We start from the raw sequence: 16,658 nt of genomic DNA on the forward strand, positions 1-16,658 counted from the left end.
CAAGCCCGTCTGAGCACATGCCGGAGCACCTGATCACCGACCTCGCCGCGCTCGAAGCCCTGTTCGGCGAGGTGGCGCCGCCGTCCCTTGCTGCGCTGACGCAGGGTAGGACGGACGGTGGAACCTACGACACCGCCTTGCCTGTGCGTCGCCAAACGCTCTAATGACAGCTAGCGCGCGCTACCGAGCTTCTTTTCCACGAACGACAGCCACTTGTCATCTGGATTGGGCCGGCCGCGCACGGTCTCGATGTGCTCGAAGCTGCGCCAGGTTGCAGGCTTGTTGCGGAAAACCAGATAGTGTTCGCCGACGACGAAGTTGGGCCGCAGGACGCAATCCGAATCGTTGTACAGGCGGCCCCCGCCGCGCTGCCAGAACTCCCGATCGCTATGGTCACCCGATGCCGGTCCGGGCCGGGTTTGGCCTTCGGCGCCAATGAGAATAAAACGCTGCTCATCAGGGCCCAGGATGCGCTGCTGGACTTCGAACTCGTACTCCACAGCCGGACGTCCGCCGGACGCGGGGACCGGGGAGGGCCTTGCGCGGACCACCTTGGCGACGGCGACATCGGTGGCCATTGCTAGCAGTTGGTCCGGCGTGACGACTTGCTCGCTTGGAGGGGCATAGCACGCATGGCTGATCGGGCTCACCAACATACCGAGCAGCAGCGCAGCGGCGGCAGATTTTACCGAACCCATGCTCGAACATTGTGTGCTCACTGGTTTCATCCTGTCGACTGAATGACGCATGTTAGCAGCTGACTTGACTGTCAAAATGCTCGCTTTGTCTCGCCAGGGATTCCTTGGTGAGAAAGCGAGTACATTCCACGAAATTTTCTTTGTATGATGTAAGGCCGACTAACAGGAGGCGTCGTCCCATGAAAGCGATACAGTTCAACACTGTATCAAGCGTGCTTGCCGGCTACAAGGATGCAAATTGCTTACCATAAAAATCATCGCTCTTATCCTGATCATTTTTCTTGGAATCCCAAACCAGATCATCGATTACAGGCATCGAAAAAGAAAAGCGTATGAGCATGGGAATGCATGGACGTACTACACGAAGCTCAGCAAGGAAGGCAGCTGGGAAGGTCGGTTCATGATGTGGTCGGGCTACATAGCAATTTATTTTGTCATCGGAACGATTTGCCATGCCTTTTATGCATTGACACGATAATGATGGAAAAGGACGCTGCTGCTGATCTCATGCAGGAGATCGTCAGATTGACGGCTCAACTGAACGTGATTGCCGATATGGTGGAGGGCGTTAGCCCTGAGGCGGAGCGACTCGTCATGAGGCGGCACATTGGTAATTTGATGGCAGCTTTTGATGAAAACCTTTACCGACCGATACTGAAGCAGTATCCGGAACTGGATCCACATCGATAAAGGCTGGTCCGTCAGCCCCGCGAGCGCCGGCCCCGGCGCATTTCTGTTACGGTGGCTTCAACAGGATCGATGGGAGGCCCCATGAACAAGCAGATCGTACGCGTGATCGACAACTTCGAGGATGCCGAGCGGGCACGCCAGGCCCTGCTGGATGCCGGCTTCGACCGAAACGGGATCGACATCAGCCATACCGGCGACGAAGCCGGTCCTTCCGAAGCCAATTTCACGGTGGGCGATTCGCCTGGCGTAAAAGGCGGTACCGACTACAAGGATGTGTACGCGCCGGGGCTGGAGATCGGCAAGTGCGTCCTCACCATTACCGCCGACGAAACGCGGCTCGAATACGCCGCATCGATTCTCGACTACCACGGCGCCAAGGATAACGATCCCGCGCATCGCCATTGAAATGAAACGGGCGGCCTGAGCCGCCCGCCGTCCAGATCAGCTCCAGCTGAGGTCAGTCTTGCTCAGCGGCAGCTGACGCACGCGCTTGCCCGTCGCGGCAAAGATCGCATTGCACACGGCCGGCGCCAGCGGCGGCAGGGCGGGTTCGCCGAGGCCGGTCACCGGATTGGCTGTCTTGATGAAATGCGTCTCGATCCTGGTGGGCGTGTCCGGCATGCGCAGCAGCGGATAGTCGTGGAAGTTGCTCTGCACGATGCGGCCCTTCTCGAGGTTCAACTCCGGGAACATCATGGTCGACAGGCCGTCGATGACCGAGCCTTCCACCTGGTTCTCGGCGCCTGACAGGTTGACGATCTGCGCGCCGACGTCGGCCGCCACCACCACCCGGTCCACCTTCAGCTTGCCCTCGCGCGTCACCGTCACCTCGGCCACCTGCGCCACGTAGCCACGGTGGCTGAAGTGGAAAGCGATGCCCTGGCCCTGGCCGCGCGGGAAAGTCTTGTTGCCCCAGCCGGCGCGCTGCGCCACTTCGACCAGCACGTTACGCATGCGCTTGACGTCGTAGGGCTGGCCGCGTTCGAAGCTGGCGGCCACCAGGTCCTTGTTGCCCAGCAGTTCGAGGCGGAACTCCAGTGGGTCGCGTCCGCCGGCATGCGCCAGTTCGTCGATGAAGCTGTGCAGCACCCAGGAGAACACGCAGCTGCCGGGCGCGCGCCACGGGCCCATCGGCACGCGGGTTTCCAGCATGGTCTGCTCGAACAGGCAGTTCTCCAGCCAGCGGCCGGGGAACTCGTCGGCAGACAGGTTGCCGCCGCTGCCCGGCTGCAGCACGCTCTTGCCCTCGCGTTCGACGCGGTTGGCGAAGGTCACGAAGTGGTTGTGCCAGGCGACTGCCTTGCCGGCCGCATCGACGCCACCGCGCAGGAAGTGGAAGCCGCCCGGGCGGAAGTGGTCGTGCTGCAGGTCGTCTTCGCGGGTCCAGGTCAGCTTGACCGGCGCCGCGACCTTCTTCGCGATGGCGGTGGCCTCGACGATGAAGTCCGAGCTCAGGCGCCGGCCGAAGCCGCCGCCGCTGCGGATGATGTGGAGCTGGATTTTCTCCTTCGGGATGCCGAAGGTGGAGGTGACCAGCGCCTGGCCCGAGCCCGGGTTCTGGGTCGGCGCCCACAGTTCCAGCGCGCCGTCTTCCTTGAGCCAGGCCGTGCAGTTCTGCGGCTCCATGCTGGCGTGCGAGATGAAGGGGTAGCTGTAGGCGGCTTCCACTACCTTGGCGGCCTTGCCGAGCGCTCCCGGCACGTTGCCGTCCTTGCGCACTGTGGCGCCGCCGGCCTTCTTCGAGGCCGCCTGCGCCTGCGCCGTGAAGTCGGCCCAGCTGTGGTTCGCGCCTTCGCCTTCGTCCCACACCACCTGCAGCTCGCGGCGGGCGCGCAGGGCATTCCAGGTCGAGGTGGCGACGATCGCCACGCCCGGACGCAAGCCGTTCAGATTGCCGGTACCTTCGACGATGAAGGCATCCTTCACGCCCGGCATGGCCTTGATGGCATCGAGGTTGGCGCTGAGCGGCTTGCCGCCGAATACCGGGCATTTCGCATACACCGCGTACAGCATCCCGGGCAGGCGCACGTCGATGCCGAACAGCGGCTGGCCACTGACGATGGCCGCGTTGTCCACGCCCCCGACGCGGGTGCCCAGCAGCTTGTAGGTGGACGGGTCTTTCAGCACCACGGCCTTGGCGTCTGGCACCGGCAGCTTCGATGCGGCTCCCACCAGTGCGCCGTAGCCGAGGCGGCGCTTGCTCGGCCCGTGGCTGACTGCGCCATTGGCTGCCGCGCACTCGGCTACCTGCACGCCCCAGGTGTCGGCCGCGGCCTGCACCAGCATCATGCGCGCCGCGGCGCCGAGGCGGTGGAAGTTCTCGTAGTTGTTCGGGGTCGAGGTCGATCCGCCCGCGCCTTGCGGGCCATACAGCGGGGTGTCGAGGTCGCCCTGGACGATGCGCACGTCTTTCCACGCCACCTCGAGCTGCTCGGCGATCACCATCGGCAGCGAGGTCTTGATGCCCTGGCCGATTTCGGGCTGCTTCGAGATCAGGGTCACGCGGCCGTCGCGGCCGATGCGGATGAAGGCGTTCGGCGTGAAGTCCGGCGTGCTCGATGCGCCGGCAGTGGCGGCCAGGGCGCCAGTGGCCGACATGCCGAGCATGAAGGCGCCACCCACGGCGCTGGTGCGCAGGAAGCCGCGGCGCGATGGTGAGTGCAGGTCGTTCATTTCTTGCCCTTTCCATTGGCTGCAGGGGTGGCGGCGATCGCGGCGGCGCGGTGGATGCCGGCGCGGATGCGGGTGTAGGTGGCGCAGCGGCACAGATTGCCCGCCATCGCTTCGTCGATCTGCGCGTCGGTCGGCTTCGGGTGCTGCTTGAGCAGGTGGCAGGCGCTCATGATCTGGCCGGACTGGCAGTAGCCGCACTGCGGCACGTCGAGTTCCTGCCAGGCCAGCTGCAGCGGGTGCCGGGCCTTCGGGTCGAGTCCCTCGATGGTGGTGATCTTCTGCTTGCCCAGGCTGGCGACCGGCGTCAGGCAGGCGCGCGCCGGGACGCCGTCGATGTGCACGGTGCAGGCGCCGCACTGGCCCAAACCGCAGCCGTATTTGGTGCCGACGAGGCCGAGGGTGTCGCGCAGGGCCCACAACAGCGGCGTGTCGGGTTCCACGTCCACGGACTGTGCCTTGCCGTTGATGTGCAGCGTGTATTGACTCATTGAGACCTCGTCGAAAGCGTAAAAAAGCGGGAAGGGACTGGAGCGGCAGCTTGACATGCTAATCGAATCAAGCGCTCTCAACAATATTGACGATTTCTTTAAGGAACGAGACGATGTGGAGAGCCGTACTATGTAATACTTTGTCATCCTGCTGATCAGTGTCGTCACCATTCATGAGCAACCCAGGCACACGCCTGACATCTGCGAACCTGAAGTTGCGGCTGGCCTCCGTGGCTGCCGTGCTCGTGTTCGCCGCCACCTTGCTGGTGACGCTGTCGACCCTGTCGGTTACTGAACGCGGGATGAAGGCCGTGATCGGCGACCAGCAGTTCACCTTGCTGTCGGGCGCCGCCTCGTTCATGGACGACCGCCTGGCCACGCGGCTCGGGCAGGTACAGGCGCTTGCCGCAGGCATCCCGCCGGACATGCGCTCCGACTGGGCCCGGCTGCGGCCCCTCCTGGCCGACCAGGCCCGCCTCTGGGGCGTCGACGAATACCTGAACCTGATCGTCTTCGATGCCGAGGGCGAGATGCGCCTGTCGCTGCGCGACCTGCCCGCCCCGGCTTCGCTCAACGCGCGCGGCACCGATTACTTCGAGCGCGCGCTCGAAACGCGCAAGGGCGTGATTTCGCGGCCTTTCCGCAGCCGCCTCAGCGGCAACCATATCGTGGTATTCAGCGCGCCGGTGCTGGACGCATCGGGGCAGGTGGCGGCGGTGCTGACCGGCAGCGTCGACCTGCGCCGTTCCGGCTTCCTGCGCCAGATCAGCACCCTCAAGCCGGGCAAGACGGGCTACCTGTTCCTGATGACCGCCGATGGCGTGGTCATCGACCATCCCGACCAGTCGCGCCTGTTCCAGCACGTCGGCAGCGTCCCCGGCGTCAACCTGGGCACCGAACGGGCCCTGGCCGGTTTCGAAGGCTGGCTGGAAGCGCACGGCAAGGATGGCAGCGAGTCGATCTATGCCTACAAGCGCCTGCGCACCACCGACTGGATCATGGCGGCGCGCTACCCGAGCGCGGAAGCCTTCGCACCGATGGATGCCATGCGCCATAACGCCTTCTTCAGCGCCGGCGGGCTGGCGCTGGCGGCGGGTCTGCTGGCCTGGGTGCTGATATTCCGGCTGCTGGCGCCGTTGCAGGACTTGCGCGACAACGTCGCGGCGATCCGCGAGGACGGGGCCGGCATCGACGTGCTGCGCGACGGACGCAGGGACGAAATCGGCGAGCTGGGACGCGCCTTCCATGCGCTGATGGCCGAGCGCGAACGGGCCGAGCACGCCCGCGCCGCCAGCGAGAAGCACCTGCGCCTGATCACCGACAACCTGCCAGTACTGATCTCCTACATCGACCGCGAGCACTGCTTCCGCTTCGGCAACGCCACCTATGAAAAGTGGTTCGGGATCACCCCCGAGAAGCTGGTCGGCATGCCGGTGGCGAAACTGCTGGGTGCGGAGACCGAGGCGGACATCTCGCCGCATCTCGAACAGGCATTCGGCGGCCAGACCGTGACCCACGAAGTGCGCATTCCGGTGCGCGGCGACCCGCGTATCCTGCAGGCCACCTATATTCCCGACCACCAGCCCGACGGCAGTGTGGCGGGAGTCTATTCGCTGGTGCACGACATGACCCACGTAAAGGAAGTCGAAGAGCAGTTGCTGCTGCTGGCGCGCGTCGACACCCTGACCGGCATCGCCAACCGCCGCATGTTTGGCGAGACCCTGCACCATGCGCTGGACCGCGCGCGCCGCAGCGGCCGGCCGCTGGCGCTGGCCTACCTCGACATCGACCACTTCAAGAAGATCAACGATACCCATGGCCATGGTGTCGGCGACGAAGTCCTGAGGGAATTCGCGCGCCGCCTGAGCGCGGGCGTGCGCGCCACCGACACGCCGGCGCGGCTCTCTGGCGACGAGTTCGTGGTCATCCTCGAGGAAATCGGTGGCCGCGCGGAGGCAGAGCGCATGGCGGCCAAGATCGTGGAGGGCATGCGGGTGCCGTTCCGCACCAGCGCCGGGGAGGTGGCGGTGTCGACCAGCGTCGGCTTGGCACTGTCGCAGCCGCGCCAGCAGCAGGAAGGCCTGCTGGCGGCGGCCGACAGCGCGTTGTATGCGGCCAAGGGGAAGGGCAGGAACGGCTACGCGTTCTTCGAGGTGTAATGGCGGCTACAGGCCCTGCGGATAGGTCTCGGGCGGCTCGTCCGAATGCCAGCCGCTCGTCGGATCGAGCGGCGTGACCGCGCTGGTGCGGTCGATGTGGATCACCGCGTCGAACTGGCGCGGCAGCTGGGCCAGGAAATAGTGGCTCTGGCGTTCGGTACGCGGCAGGTAGAGCACGCCGATGGCCCGCTCCAGCCGCTCTTGCATCAGCACGTCGCGCGCGGCGCCGGGATCGCGCAGCGGCAGGAAGAAGCGCTCCATGCCGACGCTGTGCAACAGGTGCTCGTAGCTCCCGGGCATGCCGGGACGCACGTGCTTGTGCAGGGCCGGGCCGTCCCATTCCGATGCCGCCGTCACCCGGCCGTCGTAGGTGGTGAAACCGATCAGGCAGGCCTGCAGGCCATAGGCCTTGCGCGCCAGTTCGCCCACGTTCCACTCGCCCTGGCGGCCGATCTCGGTGGCGCGCGCATCGCCGATGTGCGAATTGTGCTCCCACACGACGATCCTGGCCGGCTTGCCGTCGGTCGAGAGGTGGCGCGCGAGCGCATCGAGGGTGTCGGCCATGTGGCTGTCGCGCAGGTTCCAGGACGAGATACGGCCGCGGAACATCGTGCGGTAGTACTCCTCGGCGTTCTTCACCAGGCGGGCGTTCTGCTGCGCATGGAAGAACGCGTCCTCGGGGCTGCAGTTCGGTCCACCCGCGTCGCCGCCGGCCTGCATGTAGTCGAAGGCGCGCTGCTGCAGCTCCTGCAGGGCCGCGATCGCTCCTTGCTGGCACGACTCGGACAGGCCGACCCCGGTGGCGTAGCCGTAATGCTGGCTGTCCTCGCCGTAGTGGTCGAAGCAGGCGTAGCGGCGGCGCGTCGCTTCGGCGGCGACCGGATCGACCTCGTCCAGGTAGCGCAGCACTTCCTGGATCGAGGTGAACAGGCTGTACAGGTCGAGCCCGTAGAAACCCGCCTTGGCGCCGTTCCCTTGCCGGGCGGCGGCGTCGTTGCGCTTGCGGAGCCATTCGACAAAGTTCAGCACCGAGGCGTTACGCCACATCCAGGCCGGAAAGCGCTCGAAGCCGGACAAGGCGGCGCGGCCGTCACGGTCGCCGCCTTCGCCGCGCACGTAGCGGTTGACGCGCCAGGCATCGGGCCAGTCGGCTTCGACGGCGACGGCCGCGAAGCCTTTTTCCTCGATCAGGCGTTGGGTGATGCGCGCTCGCTCGTCATAGAACTCGGCGCTGCCGTGGGTGGCTTCGCCGAGCAGCACGAAGCGCGCATCGCCGACCAGATCGAGCAGCGGGTCGTAGTCGGACGCGCTGCCGGTGAGCGGACGCGCCGCCGCACGCAGCACGCTGGTTTCATGGTCGGTGATGGTCGCCATGGTATGCGGACGATCAGACCAGCTCGGTCAGTGCAGGTAGCGGTTTCCGGCCTGCTCGCCCTGGGAAGCCAGCGGCGCCTGGCCGCGCCCGTCGCCGTCACTGGAGCGCGACGCGCTGCCGCCCATGGCGGTGCGCATGTTGTCGTGCGTGTCCCCGATGTTGGCTGGCAGCTTGTCGGGGAGGTTGTCACTGATGCGGTAGGTCTTGTCGCGCGACATCCCCATCAGCAGCGCCAGGCCGGCGAGGCCGACCAGCAGGCCGCCGGGCGAGCGGCGCATCAGGCTGAGCAGCCCCAGCACGCTGCCGCCCAGCAGGGCCGGATGCGCCGCGCCCGCATCGCCACGGTCCATGCCGCCGCCGAGGCCGCGCAACCAGCCTGCCAGGCCGCCGCGCTCGCTGTCGGCGCCATACCGGCGGCCAGTCTCGTAATCGCGCTCGTAGCTGTCATGGCGTGCCAGCGAGCGCCCGGTCCCGGTGTCGTCCTTGCGGGCGTCGGCGCCTTCCCAGCTGTTCTTCCTTGCACGTTCCCTTGCGGCCTCGCTCGCCTCGGCGCGGGCGCGCTCGGCGCTGTGCTCGAGGTGCCGGGTTGCCTCCTGGGCGCCGTGGCGGGCGCGTTCGAGCATCGGCGCGGCCTGTGCCTGCAGGCGATCGGCGCCGCGCGACAGGGCGCTGGCCGCGCTGTCCTTGAGTCCGACCAGCCGGTCACCGGCGTTGTGCAGGGCATGGTCGACCGTCGCCCCGGTGCGGACGCCGGCAGTGCGCAGCGCGGACGCTGCGCGCGCACGGCGCGCGTGGCCGCGTTCGGGATCGAGCAGGTACATCAGCAGCGCTCCGGCCGCCGCCGCGCCCAGCCATCTCCCCACATTGCCCACATCGGTTCCGGTCTCGGTTGGAATCGGTTTCATATTTGCTCCTTTCTGTTGTTCTGGTTGCCCTGCTGTTCGTTCCATGCCTGGGCCAGCAGGTCCTGCACTTCTTCGTCTTCCGTCTGCCCGAACGCGCGGTAGTACTGCCCCACCGCATGAAAGCGGGGCGGGGCGAGCGGGCAGACGACTTCGTCCGCTTGCGTGGCGAGGAGGCCGACGGTGTCGGGCGCGCCCACCGGCGCGGCCACGACCAGCCGCGCCACCCGCTGCTTGCGTACGACCTGGACCGCGGCCAGCATGCTGGCGCCGGTCGCGATGCCGTCATCGACCAGGATGACGCAACGTCCTGCGAGCCGCGGCGGCGGGCGTGCGCCCCGGTAGAGACGGTCGCGCCGTTCGAGCTCGGCCAGTTCGCGCGCCGCCACCTGTTCCACCTGCTCCTGCGTTACGCCCATCAGGCCTGGCACGCCCGGCTGCAGAACGCACACGCCGCCGCTGCCGATCGCGCCCATCGCGTATTCCTCGTGAAAGGGCATGCCCAGCTTGCGCACAAGCAGGACGTCGAGTTCCGCGCCGAGGGCCCGGGCCACTTCGAAGGCCACCGGCACACCGCCGCGCGGCAGGCCCAGGACGATGAGCCCAGGCTGGCCGGCATAGTGGTGCAGCCTGCGCGCCAGCTGCCGGCCGGCGTGGGTGCGGTCCTTGTAGCCTTCGGTGTCCGGCATGGTGAAGCGCATGGAACGGGATCCAGCAAAAACTGCGAACGTGAAACGGCAAGCAAAAACGAAACAAGCGAAACGGTACAGCGGCCGCGCCGCGCCGCGGCAGGGCGCCGCAACGCGGTACGCGGACCAAGGGGAGCGCTGCACCTGCATCGAGCCGGGCAGGCGCTTACTGGATGGTCAGGCGGCGTGCTTCAGTGCCCTGCTTTTTCGGCAGGCTCAGCTGCAGTACGCCGTTCTCGAGCCGTGCCTGTGCCGATCCGTCGTCGACCTCGGTGGGCAAGGTAAAGCTGCGCATGAACCTGCGTGCGGTGCGTTCAGCATACACCACGGTTTCACCGTCCCGGCGCTCGTTTGCCGAGTGGCATTCCGCCTCGATGGTGATGCGCTGGCCATCCACCGACACCTTGACGTCGTCCTTGTTCACGCCGGGGAGATCGGCCTGGATTTCGTAGGACTTGTCGGTTTCGGTGACGTCCAGGCGCGGCGCCATGACGTCTTCGCCAGCCCATTGCCCACCCTGTGCGAGCGGACTGAAGAAGTCCTGGAACATGCTCTCGACCATGCGTCCGAACTGGTCTTCGACGGATCCCGGACGGTAGGCCGGAAGCGCGGGCTTGCCTCTCCTGATGAGATTCATGATGGCCTCCATGGAAAAAGCGACATTGCCGGCGGGTGCCGGCAATGTATTTATAGGACGGAGGCGGGGAGTTTTCAAGCGAGCAGGGCAGCGCATTTCAGCGCTGCCGCTCCCGCCATGCGAGCGCGGTCAGCCGAGCAGGCGCCGGTGGAAACGCAAGTGATCTTCCACGAAGCTCGAGATGAAGTAGTAGCCGTGGTCGTAGCCGGCATGGCGGCGCAGGGTCAGCGGCTGGCCGACGCGCGCGCAGGCTTGCTCGATGGCCTCCGGATACAGCTGCTCGGCCAGGAATTTATCCGCCAGGCCCTGGTCGATCAGGATCCCGCCCGGGAAGGGCGCCGCGTCCATGGCGGCCATGAGTTCGGTGGCGTCGTACTGGCGCCAGGCGGCCTGGTCCGGGCCGAGGTAGCCCTGGAAGGCCTTCCGGCCCCAGGGGCAGCGCATCGGCGCGGCGATCGGCGCGAACGCCGATACCGAACGGAACAGATCCGGATTGCGCAGGGCCATCATCAAGGCGCCATGTCCGCCCATCGAGTGTCCGAAGATGCCGATCCGCGCCGGATCGGCCGGCAGCTGGGCCAGCACTAGTTCGCGCAGTTCCAGGATGTGGCTGTACATGCGGTAATGGCGCGACCACTGCGGCTCGGTCGCATCGACATAGAAGCCCGCGCCCACGCCGAAATCCCAGCTGTCGGCCTCGCCCGCCACGCCGGCGCCGCGCGGGCTGGTGTCGGGCGTGACCAGGATCAGGCCTTCCTGCGCCGCGACGCGCTGGGCGCCGGCCTTGATCATGAAGGTCTCTTCGGTGCAGGTCAGGCCGGCCAGGTAGAAGAGCACGGGCAGGCGCCGGTCTTCGGCGCCGGGTGGCAGGTACACGGAAAAGCGCATCGGCAGGCCGATCGCCGTTGAATCGAAACGATAGAAGCGCTGGACGCCGCCGAAGCAGGCGTGTTCGCTGAGGAGCTCGAGCATGGTTTCGCGGGATGAGTGGTCGATGCCGCAAGTATGCCCTGCGGCGCCACCGTATGCCAAGGCGTGCCAGTCAGACGAATCCGAGCGCGCCCAGCAGGGCGCCGGCGCCGAGCATCCACAGGAGGTGCAGGCGGGTGCGCCAGATCACCAGGCAGCTCACCGCCGCCAGCACCCAGATCGGCCAACTGCTTTGCCCGTGCCCGGCGCTGGCCAGCAGCCAGCTGGTGGCCAGCAGCATCCCGATCACGATCGGCGCCATGCCGAGGCGGAAGGCGCGTACCGCGCGCAGTTCGCGGTTGCGGTGTCCCCATTGCGCGACCTGGTAGTTGAGGATGGACGAGGGTAGCAGGATGCCGATCATGGTCACGGCCACACCGGCGAACGCGGCGCCGAGGCTGCCCGTGTTCGTGCCCAGGTGCCAGCCCATCAGCGCCACGAACAGCACATTCGGCCCCGGCGCCGCCTGCGCCAGCGCGATCGAATCGCTGAACTGCGACTGGGCCAGCCAGCCCTTGTCCTCGACCAGGAAGCGCTGCATGTCGGCGGTGACGGAAATGGCGCCGCCGAACTGCATCAGCGACAGCATCAGGAAGTGCACGAACAGGCCGAGCCAGTCGCTCGGTCCCATGACCAGTCCAGGGGCCAACTGGAACGCCGTCATGGACGCAGCCTGCGCCAGGCCAGTACGCAGCCGAGTCCGCCGAGGGGAGGGAGGACCCAGACCAGCGGCACGCGTAGCCACGCCAGCAGCACGAAGGCGGCGGCCGCGATGGCGGCCGACCACGGCAGCGGGATCGGGCTCGTTGCCAGCGCGCCGGTCAGCTTGAGACCGGCGGCGGCGATCAGGCCGCTCGATACGGCCGCCATGCCGCGCAACGCGCCGGCCACGGCGGAGTGGCCGGCATATTGCGCATGGAAGGCGGCCAGCACCAGCACCAGCAGCAAGGGCAGTACCAGCAGGCCGGCCAGCGCGGCCAGCGCTCCGGGCAGGCCGAACCAGCGGGCGCCGATCATGATCGACAGATTGACCACGTTCGGTCCGGGCATGATCTGCGCCACGGCCCAATCCTCAATGAATTCCTCGTGCGTCAGCCAGCGCTTGCGCTCGACGATTTCACGCTGCACGACCGCCAGCACGCCGCCGAAGCCTTGCAGGGCAAGGACGGTAAAGGACGAAAACAGGTCGGTGAGCGAGCTTGGACGGGGCCGCTGCGGATCGTCGTTGGGGAGGGAACTCATCCCCGAATTATCGCCGCCCGCGCGCCACCCTGTCCATGCAGGGGTTTGCGCTCAGCCGCCGCCGATCCCGCGCATGACCTTGCCGCTACCGCCACAGTTGGGGCAGGACTTGCCATCGGATAGCTTGCCGCTGCCGCCGCAGGCGTCACATACGTCTTCGCCGGCGCCGGGCGTGCCGGGTTGCGCTTCGTCGCCGGGATTCAGGTCGGGCTCGGGTTGCATGCTCATGGGGTCCTCGCTAGGGTTGGTCGTCGCGGCCATTGTAGGTGGGGACCTCACGAGGTGGCGCAACGCTGGGCCGCGTCAGGCACGGACGTCCGAAAAGGTGAAGCGTGCCTTGATGCGCATCAAATATTGACATTGCGTGCGCTTCCCCCATACTTCGCAACAGCCGCGAACATCCTTTAACCCGAAAGGCCAGGCGCACGATGAATCCTTCCACCAGCTCCTCGAGCAATCCAGCCGACGGCGCCGACGCCGAAGCCCGGCGCGACCTGCACCAGCGCGACATCGTGGATGACGGCGTCGCCCTGATGCGCGTCGCCGGCACCTTGTGCGCTCTCGAATACCTCAAGTCACGGGCCGTCGACGGACGCGTCATTGCGCGGGTGCTGCTCGACCCGGACAAGCGGCGCGGCGGTCCCGGGCTGGCCGTGGCCTGACATTGCGCAGGCCAGGGCGAGCAAGGCCCGGCTTATGCACAGAAATGTCCCGCAAATATATTTATACTCCGGCGTGCCGCATGCACGACAGCGTCGCGTAACCCCTTGATTTGCGGGGCTATCGCCGTTGCCTTCCCAATAGGCAAATTGTTGAAAGCCGCACGGTTGGCCGCCTCCGACGTGTCAAGCCCCTGCTTTTCCACATAGTTATTCACAGAGTTTGTGGATATCCGGAAAAATTTTTAAGTATTAGCGACTTAGCGCGGATTCCGCATGTAATCCATGACCTGGCGCCATGCGAGGTGTGGTCTTCGATCGTGCGGGGGCTTGTATTTTCCGTTCTTTAAGCTTGCGCAAGATAACTGGATAAATGTACAGTACGGCATTTCCACGTTTTCGAACCATGTCCGCCGTCCTTGCTCCGCCCGCCACCGACGATCCCTTCGCCGGCCTGAATACCGAACAGCGCGCCGCGGTCGAGCATGACATCGGCGCGGCCGTCGTGCGGCCCTTGCTGGTGGTGGCGGGCGCGGGCTCGGGCAAGACCAATACGCTGGCGCACCGGGTCGCACGGCTGATCCAGTCCGGCGCCGATCCCCAGCGCATCCTGCTGCTGACGTTTTCGCGGCGTGCAGCCGGGGAAATGAGCCAGCGCGCCAGTGGCGTGCTGCAGCGCCTGCTCGGGAAAAACGGTGCGCAGGGAACGGTCACGCTGCCCTGGGCCGGCACCTTCCACGCGATCGGCGCGCGCCTGCTGCGCGAGTACGCGGGGCGGATCGGCCTGGACGAATCCTTCACCATCCACGACCGCGGCGATTCCGAAGACCTGATGGGCATGGTGCGCCACGAGATCGGCCTGTCGACGACGGAAAAGCGCTTTCCGTTGAAGGGCACCTGCCTGTCGATCTATTCGCGGGTGGTGAACAGCCGCGACGCGCTGGAAAGCGTGCTGCAGTCCACCTTCCCCTGGTGCAACGAGTGGGAAGGGCAGCTGAAAACCCTGTTCGGCGCCTACGTCGACGCCAAGCAGGAGCAGAACGTGCTCGACTACGACGACTTGCTGCTGTTCTGGTCCGAGATGGCGAGCGACCCGGTGCTGGGGGCCGAGATCGGGTCCCTGTTCGATCACGTGCTGGTGGACGAATACCAGGACACCAACCGCCTGCAGGCCTCGATCATCACCGGCATGAAGCCGGGCGGCGAGGGCGTGATGGTGGTCGGCGACGACGCCCAGTCGATCTACGCCTTCCGCGGTGCGACGGTGCGCAACATCCTCGACTTCCCGAAGCAGTTCACCCGGCCTGCCGAGCTTATCACGCTGGAGCGCAACTACCGCTCGACCCAGCCGATCCTGGACGCGTCCAACGCCCTCATCGCCGCCGCCCGCGAACGCCACGCCAAGACCCTGTGGACCGACAAGGCATCCAGCCTCAAGCCGCAGCTGGTGCTGCTCCCGGACGAGGCGGAGCAGGCGCGCTGGGTCTGCAACCGGGTCCTGGAGCACCGCGAAGCCGGCATGACCTTGAAATCGCAGGCGGTGCTGTTCCGCGCGGCCAGCCACAGCGCTGCACTGGAGCTCGAGCTGATGCGCCGGAACATTCCTTTCGTGAAGTTCGGCGGCCTGAAGTTCCTCGAGGCCGCCCACATCAAGGACGTGCTGGCAGTGTTACGCTTCGCCCAGAACCCGAATGGGCGCATGGCCGGTTTCCGGGTGGCCCAGCTGATCCCGGGCATTGGCCCCGCCACCGCGACCCGCCTGCTGGACGCGGTGGGCGAGGCGGCCGATCCGGTGGCGGCGGTGGAAGCGTTCGCCGCGCCCGCCAGGAGCCTCGCCGACTGGACGGCGTTCAGTGCGCTCTACCGGCGCCTGCGCTCGCCCGACCTGCGCTGGCCGGCCGACATCGAGCTGGTCAAGCAGTGGTACTTGCCGCACCTTGAGCGCATGTTCGATGACGCCGTGGTGCGCGCCGCCGACGTCGAGCAACTCAGCGCACTGGCGGGCGGGCACGCCACGCGCGAAAGTTTCCTGGCCGAGATCACGCTCGATCCGCCCGAAGCGACCAGCGACCGCGCCGGCACGCCCCTGCTCGACGAGGATTACCTGATCCTGTCGACCATCCACTCCAGCAAGGGGCAGGAATGGACATCGGTGACGGTGCTGAACGTGGTCGACGGCTGCATCCCGTCCGACATGAGCACGGGGAACAACGACGACATCGAGGAAGAGCGGCGCCTGCTCTACGTGGCGATGACGCGTGCCCGCGAACACCTGCAGCTGGTCGTGCCGAACCGTTTCTTCATCAAGCAGCAGGCGCAAATGGGCGACCGCCACGTGTATGCGGCGCGCACGCGCTTCATCACGCCGGTCATGCTGGCGCATTTCGAGGAAACCACCTGGCTCAGTGCCGACACCCAGCAGTTGCGCAAGCCGGTTCCGGAGAGCGTGCGCATGCTGGTGCGCGAGCGCGCCCGGAACGCCTGGAAATGAGGGGAGATCAGCGCAGCTTGTACGCCGATGCGCGACTTATCCCCCGCCGGGACTTTTTGTAGGAGTTCACCGCACAGTCCACACTGCACGAATCCGGTGTGCTTCCAAGTCGTTGATTTTTAAGAGCTTTCATTTTGCCTGCGGAATGGGCAATTTGTTGAAACCCGCATTCTGACTGGCCTTTTGGCTTGTCAAGTAGTGCTTTTCCACATCTTTATCCACAGTTCTTGTGGATATTGGAAAATGTTCAGTAAAATCAAGTGCTTAGCTTAAATGATTGATACAAGTCAATCTTTTTGAGGATAGCTATGGAGCGGCATGGCCGGCCTCGCGCTTGAGCCGTTCCAGCTCGGCAAGGAAGCGCTCCGCGGCCAGGCTGGGAGGCCAGGGTTCCCATGGGGTACCGCCGAAGACGGGATCCAGCGGATCCTGTTCCAGCACCGGGGCCCGGATCTTCAGCGTGCGCCGGACTTCTTCCCGGGTCCAGCCGGTGACGTGCACCGCTTCGCTTGCCGCGGCGAGGCGGTCGGCCTGCTTGTGCAGCCGGTGCTCCCTCTCGGTCCAGGCCGGCAAGCCGTAGCGCAGGAAGACCATTTGTTCCAGGCGCCTGGTGAGCGCGTGGAAGCCTTCACCCAGGAAGGGCTTGATGACGGAAATGGCATCGAAGCCGAGCAGGCCTTCCTCGGCGTCGTGCAGCAGCTCGCGCAGTTCCTGCAGCGGCGTCGGCCTCGGGGTGATCGCACGGCGCAGCAGCATGACGGTGAGCGAGTGCTGGGCGACGGAGAGCGGCAGCGGCCAGGCCGAATGGCCGCCCCAGCGGTAGGTACGCGCCAGGCCCAGCGCCAGGTCGGCATCGTCCCAGTCGAAGGGTGTCGGGTTGAGCAGGTCCAGCCGTTTTCCCGACGGCATGCGGACCCAGGCGCGCACATCGGCGCTGGAAGGAGTGTGCATGTGGCGATTTTACACACGGGCAGGGCCATTCTTCG

General features: G+C 66.1%; 19 protein-coding genes. 6 read left to right on the forward strand and 13 right to left on the reverse strand.

From position 1 onward, the window contains the following. Positions 1–17: 17 nt before the first annotated feature. Positions 18–164, forward strand: a complete 147-nt coding sequence (locus AC56LU_RS00110; RefSeq protein ID WP_497173557.1) for a hypothetical protein — start codon at positions 18–20, stop codon at positions 162–164. A gap of 6 nt (positions 165–170) precedes the next feature. On the opposite strand, the gene AC56LU_RS00115 is transcribed toward AC56LU_RS00110, so the two are convergent. Both AC56LU_RS00115 and AC56LU_RS00120 read right to left on the reverse strand, forming a co-directional pair. After that, entirely contained in the window at positions 171–698 is a 528-nt protein-coding gene (locus AC56LU_RS00115) for a hypothetical protein (protein WP_497173558.1), read from the reverse strand. 223 nt (positions 699–921) lie between these two features. After that, a complete protein-coding gene (locus AC56LU_RS00120; RefSeq protein ID WP_497173559.1) occupies positions 922–1,152 on the reverse strand; it encodes a hypothetical protein in 231 nt (76 codons plus the stop codon). Between the two features lie 23 nt (positions 1,153–1,175). On the opposite strand from AC56LU_RS00120, the gene AC56LU_RS00125 reads away from it, so the two are divergent. Both AC56LU_RS00125 and AC56LU_RS00130 read left to right on the forward strand, forming a co-directional pair. Beyond that, positions 1,176–1,388, forward strand: a complete 213-nt coding sequence (locus AC56LU_RS00125) for a hypothetical protein (protein ID WP_497173560.1) — start codon at positions 1,176–1,178, stop codon at positions 1,386–1,388. A gap of 81 nt (positions 1,389–1,469) precedes the next feature. Beyond that, on the forward strand, positions 1,470–1,793 hold the full coding sequence (locus AC56LU_RS00130) for a hypothetical protein (RefSeq protein ID WP_497173561.1): 324 nt from the start codon (positions 1,470–1,472) through the stop codon (positions 1,791–1,793). A 36-nt stretch (positions 1,794–1,829) separates the two neighbouring features. Here AC56LU_RS00130 and AC56LU_RS00135 read toward each other — a convergent pair whose 3' ends face one another. Further along, entirely contained in the window at positions 1,830–4,061 is a 2,232-nt protein-coding gene (locus AC56LU_RS00135) for a xanthine dehydrogenase family protein molybdopterin-binding subunit (protein ID WP_497173562.1), read from the reverse strand. Further along, positions 4,058–4,549: a (2Fe-2S)-binding protein gene (locus tag AC56LU_RS00140; protein ID WP_497173563.1), complete on the reverse strand. Its 492-nt coding sequence runs from the start codon at positions 4,547–4,549 to the stop codon at positions 4,058–4,060. The genes AC56LU_RS00135 and AC56LU_RS00140 overlap by 4 nt, the downstream gene beginning before the upstream one ends. 173 nt (positions 4,550–4,722) lie before the next feature. On the opposite strand from AC56LU_RS00140, the gene AC56LU_RS00145 reads away from it, so the two are divergent. Then, positions 4,723–6,708: a diguanylate cyclase domain-containing protein gene (locus tag AC56LU_RS00145; RefSeq protein WP_497173564.1), complete on the forward strand. Its 1,986-nt coding sequence runs from the start codon at positions 4,723–4,725 to the stop codon at positions 6,706–6,708. Between the two features lie 6 nt (positions 6,709–6,714). On the opposite strand, the gene AC56LU_RS00150 is transcribed toward AC56LU_RS00145, so the two are convergent. The 8 genes from AC56LU_RS00150 to AC56LU_RS00185 form a co-directional block, all read right to left on the reverse strand. Then, positions 6,715–8,082: an erythromycin esterase family protein gene (locus tag AC56LU_RS00150; protein WP_497173565.1), complete on the reverse strand. Its 1,368-nt coding sequence runs from the start codon at positions 8,080–8,082 to the stop codon at positions 6,715–6,717. 27 nt (positions 8,083–8,109) lie between these two features. After that, positions 8,110–8,988, reverse strand: a complete 879-nt coding sequence (locus tag AC56LU_RS00155) for a hypothetical protein (protein WP_497173566.1) — start codon at positions 8,986–8,988, stop codon at positions 8,110–8,112. Beyond that, positions 8,985–9,686: a phosphoribosyltransferase gene (locus tag AC56LU_RS00160; RefSeq protein ID WP_497173567.1), complete on the reverse strand. Its 702-nt coding sequence runs from the start codon at positions 9,684–9,686 to the stop codon at positions 8,985–8,987. Before AC56LU_RS00160 ends, AC56LU_RS00155 begins: the two co-directional genes overlap by 4 nt. A 154-nt stretch (positions 9,687–9,840) precedes the next feature. After that, entirely contained in the window at positions 9,841–10,311 is a 471-nt protein-coding gene (locus AC56LU_RS00165) for an Hsp20/alpha crystallin family protein (protein WP_497173568.1), read from the reverse strand. Positions 10,312–10,440: 129 nt separating this feature from the next. Continuing rightward, positions 10,441–11,283 (reverse strand): S-formylglutathione hydrolase, encoded by an 843-nt coding sequence (gene fghA, locus AC56LU_RS00170; protein WP_497173569.1) that lies wholly within the window; start codon positions 11,281–11,283, stop codon positions 10,441–10,443. 70 nt (positions 11,284–11,353) lie between these two features. Beyond that, entirely contained in the window at positions 11,354–11,944 is a 591-nt protein-coding gene (locus AC56LU_RS00175; protein ID WP_497173570.1) for a chromate transporter, read from the reverse strand. Then, the gene (locus AC56LU_RS00180) at positions 11,941–12,522 is read right to left on the reverse strand and encodes a chromate transporter (RefSeq protein ID WP_497173571.1); all 582 of its coding nucleotides are present in this window, start codon (positions 12,520–12,522) and stop codon (positions 11,941–11,943) included. The genes AC56LU_RS00175 and AC56LU_RS00180 overlap by 4 nt, the downstream gene beginning before the upstream one ends. A 51-nt stretch (positions 12,523–12,573) precedes the next feature. Next, positions 12,574–12,750 (reverse strand): hypothetical protein, encoded by a 177-nt coding sequence (locus AC56LU_RS00185; RefSeq protein ID WP_497173572.1) that lies wholly within the window; start codon positions 12,748–12,750, stop codon positions 12,574–12,576. 200 nt (positions 12,751–12,950) lie between these two features. Between AC56LU_RS00185 and AC56LU_RS00190 the strand changes: the two genes are divergently transcribed. Continuing rightward, positions 12,951–13,184, forward strand: a complete 234-nt coding sequence (locus AC56LU_RS00190) for a hypothetical protein (protein WP_497173573.1) — start codon at positions 12,951–12,953, stop codon at positions 13,182–13,184. 403 nt (positions 13,185–13,587) lie between these two features. Further along, positions 13,588–15,672, forward strand: coding sequence for an ATP-dependent helicase (locus AC56LU_RS00195; RefSeq protein WP_497173574.1), 2,085 nt, complete (start codon positions 13,588–13,590; stop codon positions 15,670–15,672). A 306-nt stretch (positions 15,673–15,978) separates the two neighbouring features. Here the strand turns inward: AC56LU_RS00195 and AC56LU_RS00200 are convergent, their stop codons facing one another. Then, positions 15,979–16,623, reverse strand: a complete 645-nt coding sequence (locus AC56LU_RS00200) for a phosphohydrolase (RefSeq protein ID WP_497173575.1) — start codon at positions 16,621–16,623, stop codon at positions 15,979–15,981. Positions 16,624–16,658: the final 35 nt, after the last annotated feature.

It is taken from the genome of Telluria sp. PB2R4, assembly GCF_059685695.1.

Excerpts from the sequence above, each read along its gene's own strand:
- AC56LU_RS00145 (WP_497173564.1), top strand. The coding sequence starts at position 4,723 with ATGAGCAACCCAGGCACACGCCTGACATCTGCGAACCTGAAGTTGCGG.
- AC56LU_RS00185 (WP_497173572.1), bottom strand. The coding sequence starts at position 12,750 with ATGAGCATGCAACCCGAGCCCGACCTGAATCCCGGCGACGAAGCGCAA.
- AC56LU_RS00180 (WP_497173571.1), bottom strand. The coding sequence starts at position 12,522 with ATGAGTTCCCTCCCCAACGACGATCCGCAGCGGCCCCGTCCAAGCTCG.
- AC56LU_RS00195 (WP_497173574.1), top strand. The coding sequence starts at position 13,588 with ATGTCCGCCGTCCTTGCTCCGCCCGCCACCGACGATCCCTTCGCCGGC.
- AC56LU_RS00110 (WP_497173557.1), top strand. The coding sequence starts at position 18 with ATGCCGGAGCACCTGATCACCGACCTCGCCGCGCTCGAAGCCCTGTTC.
- AC56LU_RS00155 (WP_497173566.1), bottom strand. The coding sequence starts at position 8,988 with ATGAAACCGATTCCAACCGAGACCGGAACCGATGTGGGCAATGTGGGG.
- AC56LU_RS00200 (WP_497173575.1), bottom strand. The coding sequence starts at position 16,623 with ATGCACACTCCTTCCAGCGCCGATGTGCGCGCCTGGGTCCGCATGCCG.
- AC56LU_RS00150 (WP_497173565.1), bottom strand. The coding sequence starts at position 8,082 with ATGGCGACCATCACCGACCATGAAACCAGCGTGCTGCGTGCGGCGGCG.
- AC56LU_RS00140 (WP_497173563.1), bottom strand. The coding sequence starts at position 4,549 with ATGAGTCAATACACGCTGCACATCAACGGCAAGGCACAGTCCGTGGAC.
- AC56LU_RS00125 (WP_497173560.1), top strand. The coding sequence starts at position 1,176 with ATGATGGAAAAGGACGCTGCTGCTGATCTCATGCAGGAGATCGTCAGA.
- AC56LU_RS00135 (WP_497173562.1), bottom strand. The coding sequence starts at position 4,061 with ATGAACGACCTGCACTCACCATCGCGCCGCGGCTTCCTGCGCACCAGC.
- fghA (WP_497173569.1), bottom strand. The coding sequence starts at position 11,283 with ATGCTCGAGCTCCTCAGCGAACACGCCTGCTTCGGCGGCGTCCAGCGC.
- AC56LU_RS00175 (WP_497173570.1), bottom strand. The coding sequence starts at position 11,944 with ATGACGGCGTTCCAGTTGGCCCCTGGACTGGTCATGGGACCGAGCGAC.
- AC56LU_RS00190 (WP_497173573.1), top strand. The coding sequence starts at position 12,951 with ATGAATCCTTCCACCAGCTCCTCGAGCAATCCAGCCGACGGCGCCGAC.
- AC56LU_RS00160 (WP_497173567.1), bottom strand. The coding sequence starts at position 9,686 with ATGCGCTTCACCATGCCGGACACCGAAGGCTACAAGGACCGCACCCAC.
- AC56LU_RS00165 (WP_497173568.1), bottom strand. The coding sequence starts at position 10,311 with ATGAATCTCATCAGGAGAGGCAAGCCCGCGCTTCCGGCCTACCGTCCG.
- AC56LU_RS00130 (WP_497173561.1), top strand. The coding sequence starts at position 1,470 with ATGAACAAGCAGATCGTACGCGTGATCGACAACTTCGAGGATGCCGAG.
- AC56LU_RS00120 (WP_497173559.1), bottom strand. The coding sequence starts at position 1,152 with ATGGCAAATCGTTCCGATGACAAAATAAATTGCTATGTAGCCCGACCA.
- AC56LU_RS00115 (WP_497173558.1), bottom strand. The coding sequence starts at position 698 with ATGGGTTCGGTAAAATCTGCCGCCGCTGCGCTGCTGCTCGGTATGTTG.